This is a genomic window from Virgibacillus sp. M23 (assembly GCF_034190895.1).
Classification (GTDB): Bacteria; Bacillota; Bacilli; order Bacillales; family Amphibacillaceae; genus Virgibacillus; species Virgibacillus salarius.
The window spans coordinates 1-5,660 of record NZ_JAWDHA010000107.1 but is presented as its reverse complement, the minus strand read 5'-3'; the positions used below and the strand labels follow the sequence as shown (position 1 = coordinate 5,660).

The following is a 5,660-nucleotide window of genomic DNA, read 5'->3' as shown; positions in this document are numbered from 1 at the left end:
CACGGAAAGGGAAGTGGGCAGCCGGAGTGGTGGTCAAGCAAGCAGTAGCTATTATTCCATAATAGCTACTAGAGGAAGCGTAAATCTGAGCATTTAGTGATAAGGACTGAGCGAATTTTGCTCAGTTCTTCTTATTGATAAGTTCATTGTTTGAAATTACTTGCTTATAGGGAAAATGGATTCTAAATATAAGATTTACTACCAATGTAAATAAAGAGAGGGAGGAGTATATTTGAGTGTCCATCACATACTTTTGCTATTAATTATCGGGTACATTGTTTTTTCTATAGACAAGAAGCAAGAGTACTTTCCTGTCCCAACGGTATTAGTGCTAATAGGTATTACGCTGTCACCAATCAGTTATTTCGCGAACATATCAATAACAAAAGATCTTATATTTCATGTTTTCTTACCGGCACTTCTATTTATATCAGCTTATCAATTCCCAACAATGGCTTGGAAGAAGTATAAGTATATTATTGGAGGATTAGGAACGATAGGTCTGCTCTTAACAATAGCTATATTTGGTGGTTTTGTTTATTTAATTGGAAATTTATTTATTCAAATATCCATTATAGCTGCGTTACTGATTGCTGCTATTTTATCACCAACAGATCCTGTATCGGTTATAGCGATATTAAAGAAATCGTCTAGTGATCGGAACACGGCTGACATTGTGGAAGGGGAATCGTTGCTTAATGATGGGACAAGCATTGTAGTATTTGGTGTGCTTCTAAGTATGTTAACGCAAGGGACAACCTTTTCACTTAGTGGTTTCGTTAGTGAATTCTTACTTGTATCCTTAGGTGGTGTTGCGATTGGTATTGCATTCGGTTGGCTTATGAGCAAGGCAGTGCATTATACCGACCATCGTCAATATCAGGTGATGTTAAGTATCATTGTAGCTTATGGTAGCTTTTACTTAGGAGAATTAATGGACGTGTCAGGTGTACTTTCAACTGTTACAGCGGGAATGATGCTATCCTATGAATTTGGAAAAAATATAAAAGAGGATCATTTTCGAGATCAACTGGATGGATTTTGGGGAATTATCGAGCCAACAATCTTATCTATCATATTTCTACTTATAGGGATTCAATCAGCAAGGTACCTCGTTTTTTCAGAATGGCAGCTTGCTATTCTTCTATTTTTAGGATCGCTAATCGTACGATTTTTGGTAATTACAGCCATGACCCAATTTCATTCTACATGGAAAACGTACATGTCTCTAAGGGAATGTGCAGTAATAGCTTGGACCGGTATTAAAGGAACAATGTCAGTGGCACTAGTGTTAGGATTCGAAGCAGCTACTGATAAAAGTAGTGAATTCATATCCATCATTTTTGTTGTCATTTTACTATCATTAGTAATCCAAAGTTCAAGCGTATATCCATTAGTCAAAAGATTAAAAGGCTCATAAAAAGGTTTGGAAGCATATTATCTTCCAAACCTTTATTTTATACAAACATCCAGTTATATTCCAATGGGTTCAAAGGCCTTTAGGTCCTACTCTTATGGTACTAACAATCAGTGGGCGATAAACAAATCATAACTGATTGAAGTTTCACTTTATCTATTCTTCCAAAGGACTCATCTTTACTATTCATTCGATAATTTTAATACATCTAATAACTTAAAGAATAGGCCAAGGAATATGGCTACTATTGTAGCAAGCCCCATACCAGTTAGGGCTACTGAACCGATTTGAACTGTAGCACCGCTAATACCGATGACAAGGACGACACATGTTAGAATCAAATTCTGTGAGTGGTTATAGTCCACATTTACTTCTACTAACATACGAATACCACTAGCTGCGATAATTCCAAATAGAAGTAAGGAAATCCCTCCCATAACTGCGGTTGGAATAGATGATATCAATGCAGCCAATTTTCCAACAAATGAAAGAATAATGGCTATAACGGAAGCTATTCCAATAATCCAGGTGGAATATACCTTTGTTATTGCTAGTACGCCAATGTTTTCACCATATGTCGTATTCGGTGTTGATCCAAAAAAGCTAGAGATGATCGTAGATATACCGTTACCAGCTAACGAGCGGTCTAATCCAGGTTCTTTCATCAAATCTTTTTTGACAATATTACCTGTTACGAATAGATGTCCAATATGTTCAGGTACAAGTACTAAAGCTGCTGGCAAAATTACTAGTATGGCAGACCAATCAAATTTCATGTGATAAATTTCTGGCATCGAGAACCATTTTGCCTCTTTAATAGCAGTTAAATCAACCAATCCAAAGAAATATGCAATAATATAGCCTGCAATAATTCCAATCAAAATAGGAATGATTTTTAAGAAGCCGCGCATTGTTACCCAACAAATTATTGTAATTGCAAGTGTCAAAAGTGAGACTACAGCTGTACTAGTGTCCATCGTCCAAGAAGCACCTGCGTCTTGGGGTGCGATCCATCCCGCCATCTCTGCAGCTGTTGGTACAAGTTCTAAACCGATAACAGCGACAATTGCTCCCATAGCGGCAGGTGGAAAAATTATATCAATCCAACTTGTTCCAATAAATTTAACAATTAATGCAATGATGGATAAAACAACACCTACTGCAAGGAATCCACCTAATACATAGCTATATCCGGTTCCGCCTCCGTAATTCTCTAATACGGCAAAAACTGGTGATATAAACGCAAAACTTGATCCTAAATATGCAGGTATTTTTCCTTTTGTAATAAATAAGTAAATTAGCGTTCCAATACCATTCATTAATAAAATGGTTGCAGGGTTAACACCGAATAAAATTGGAACTAATACAGTAGATCCAAACATTGCAAATAAGTGCTGTATACTAAGTGGTAAGCTTTTTAAAATGGGTAAACGTTCGTCTACTTGAATCTCTTTATATTGTGCCATGTTTCTTCCCCCTTTAAGAATTGGCCCAACAGTTACCGTGGGTGATTAAAAAAAGAAAAAAGCACCGAGCCGTGTGTGGCAGGGTGCTTCTATAAAATGAGGTAGAACACGAAGTTCCTCCTGATTTTATTGAACAGAATTCCATCTGTTACACCTTGGCAGCCTCACGGGACTGAATTAAAGGTAACCGTATGAACTTATCTTAGATATTATCCCAATTTAAAGTGTTTCTGTCAATTCTTTTTTTATCATGTCAAAAAACAAAAGACAGAGCATTTGCTTATAACCACTTCTGTAACTCTACTTTTAAAATTTTACCACTTGGGGTTTTGGGTAATTCATCTACAAAGGTAATCGATTGCGGATATGAAGTTCCATTGGTGCTATCTTTGCAAAAGTTAATGATATCTTGCTTCGTACTATCTGATTTGTTGTCAAGCACAATAAAGGCGTGAGCAATTTCTCCTAGTTCTTTATGCGGTAATGGGATGATAGCGGTCTCGGCAATGTGTGGGTGTTTCATTAAGATTTGCTCCAAGTTAGCAGTAGAAATGGTGCCCTGCTGATTTGGAATGTCTTTAAACGGTTCTTTCACATGAATATGACCTTGCTCATCTATAAATCCTTTATCACCTGTGAAAATCCAGCCATTTTTCATCATGTTTCGATTTTCGGCATGTTGCAAAGTTCCTTGCCCCTTTACGATAATGTCACCAATTTCAATTCCGTTATGCGCTACTTCCTCTCCCGAACTGTTTACGACGCGTATCTTTGTTTGACCCATGAAGATCCCACCTCAGTTCCAATTATCTAATAGTATACTTTATATTAAATTATATCACATTTACCTGTAAGCGTTTTACTTTTTGTGACTAAAAATATTTAGTTTGCTCGAAAATTGAGAATAATTGTAAAATGATTAGGCTGATTGGAAGAAAGATTCAAACGTTTACCATGTGATAACGTAGAAAAACACGATAAGTATATATTCTAGTTGTACTTCTACTGATTATTAGCCTAAATATAAAAATTTTGATATGATTATTATATTGTTAAAATAGGTATAAGCGATTCTAAATAGTAATAATAACATTTTTGAGTTAATATGAAAGAGCGCTTTTCCTGTGAATTTTGTTAGTAAAATATAGGAAGGTGGAAGTTTTATGAGTTTAAACAAACCAAAAATAGTAGTTCTGGGCGCAGGCTATGCTGGATTGACAACAACAAAGCGTCTCTTACAAAAGCTATCACCGGAACAAGCAGAGATTGTACTAGTTAACAAACATAATTATCATTATGAATCTACTTGGTTACATGAGGTAGCTGCTGGAACAATTAATCCAAATCAAGCTCGTGTGATGATTAGTGATGTCATTAACCCAAATAAAGTAAGACTAGTTTATGATTCTGTTGTGAAAATCAACAAAGACGAGCAACGCGTTGTGTTGGAGAATAGTGAAATTGAATATGACTACTTAGTTGTTGGGCTTGGTTTTGAATCAAATGATTTTGGAATTAAAGGGATGGCAGAGCATGCTTTTGCTATTGAAGATATTGATTCCAGTCGTCTTATTAGTGAACACATAGAATATCAATTTGCTAAATATAACAACGAAGAGAACGTTGAGGATGAGAGCTTGCATATCCTTGTTGGTGGTGCAGGATTCACAGGCATTGAGTTTGTGGGCGAATTAGCTGATAGGGTGCCTGAGCTATGTAAAAAATATGACATAGATCGTAACAGAGTTAAAATTATAAATGTAGAAGCAGCTCCTTCTATCTTGCCAATGTTTGATAAAGAGTTAGTTGCATATGCCAAAAAATCCCTTGAAGATCGTGGTGTCGAGATTAAAATTGGTGCTGCCATTTCTGAATGTACACAGGAAGGGTTTATTGTTGGAGACGATAAAGAGCTAATCAAAGCAGGTACTGTTGTGTGGACAGGTGGAGTGAAAGGTAGCTCTGTGTTAGGGAATTCAGGCTTTGAATTAACAAAAGGAAAAGTTAACGTTGACGCCGACTTACGTATGAAAGGTGAAGAGAATATTTTTGTTATTGGTGACTGTTCATGGGTTTGGAATAAAGAAGCAGATCGCCCGTATCCTCCTACTGGACAATTAGCAATGCAAGAAGCGGATGTTGTTGCTGCTAATCTAGCTGCACTTCTTACAAACCAACCTTTAACTGACTTTGTTTTTCATGACAAAGGTACGGTAGCTTCTCTAGGTATTTCTGATGGAATCGGAAATATATTTAATGATTACAAACTTCAGGGGAAAGCAGCAGCAGCAATGAAAAAAGTGGTAGATAACCGTTCTTTATTCCTTATGGGGGGAACAAAATTAGTTCTTAAAAAAGGTAAATTCCGTCCATTCTAAGACACTCATTTTATTAAAAAATAGCTACATCAAATGAGGAGGTATTTGGGAAATGAAAAATAAAACATTATGCGGATTATTTTTGGTCATAGCATCATTGGTTGGCTACAGACTTTTAAGTGATTATATGGAAGATTCGAGAGATTTTAGGTAAATGGTTGACCATCCAGGCGTTTATTTCGCTCGGATGGTTTTTTTTGAAAGTTAAGAAAGTATAAAATCAGTGCAATGACTGCGTTAAGCCAAGTAGTTATTTTGAAATGTTTGATGTCTATTGGCAATGCTCCGACTAATTACTTCGCTTTCCGCGGGCACGGCCTTAACTAACTTTGCAAAGAAGAACACGTTGCAAAGTGGATTTTCGGCTCGCGCAATTCCCGCAGGAGTCTACGTAATTAG

4 protein-coding genes are annotated in these 5,660 nt (G+C 36.5%); 2 read left to right on the top strand and 2 right to left on the bottom strand.

All coding sequences use genetic code 11. The features are described 5' to 3' along the window. Positions 1 to 232: 232 nt before the first annotated feature. Positions 233 to 1,420 carry a cation:proton antiporter gene (locus RVS70_RS21235; RefSeq protein ID WP_321134732.1) on the top strand — a complete coding sequence of 396 codons (1,188 nt, stop codon included), beginning with the start codon at positions 233 to 235 and terminating at the stop codon, positions 1,418 to 1,420. Positions 1,421 to 1,599: 179 nt separating this feature from the next. On the opposite strand, the gene uraA is transcribed toward RVS70_RS21235, so the two are convergent. Continuing rightward, positions 1,600 to 2,883: a uracil permease gene (uraA, locus tag RVS70_RS21230; protein ID WP_321134730.1), complete on the bottom strand. Its 1,284-nt coding sequence runs from the start codon at positions 2,881 to 2,883 to the stop codon at positions 1,600 to 1,602. Between the two features lie 280 nt (positions 2,884 to 3,163). Continuing rightward, positions 3,164 to 3,667: an AMP-binding enzyme gene (locus RVS70_RS21225; RefSeq protein WP_026679623.1), complete on the bottom strand. Its 504-nt coding sequence runs from the start codon at positions 3,665 to 3,667 to the stop codon at positions 3,164 to 3,166. 379 nt (positions 3,668 to 4,046) lie between these two features. On the opposite strand from RVS70_RS21225, the gene RVS70_RS21220 reads away from it, so the two are divergent. Next, positions 4,047 to 5,261: an NAD(P)/FAD-dependent oxidoreductase gene (locus RVS70_RS21220; RefSeq protein WP_321134728.1), complete on the top strand. Its 1,215-nt coding sequence runs from the start codon at positions 4,047 to 4,049 to the stop codon at positions 5,259 to 5,261. The last annotated feature ends 399 nt before the right edge of the window (positions 5,262 to 5,660 follow it).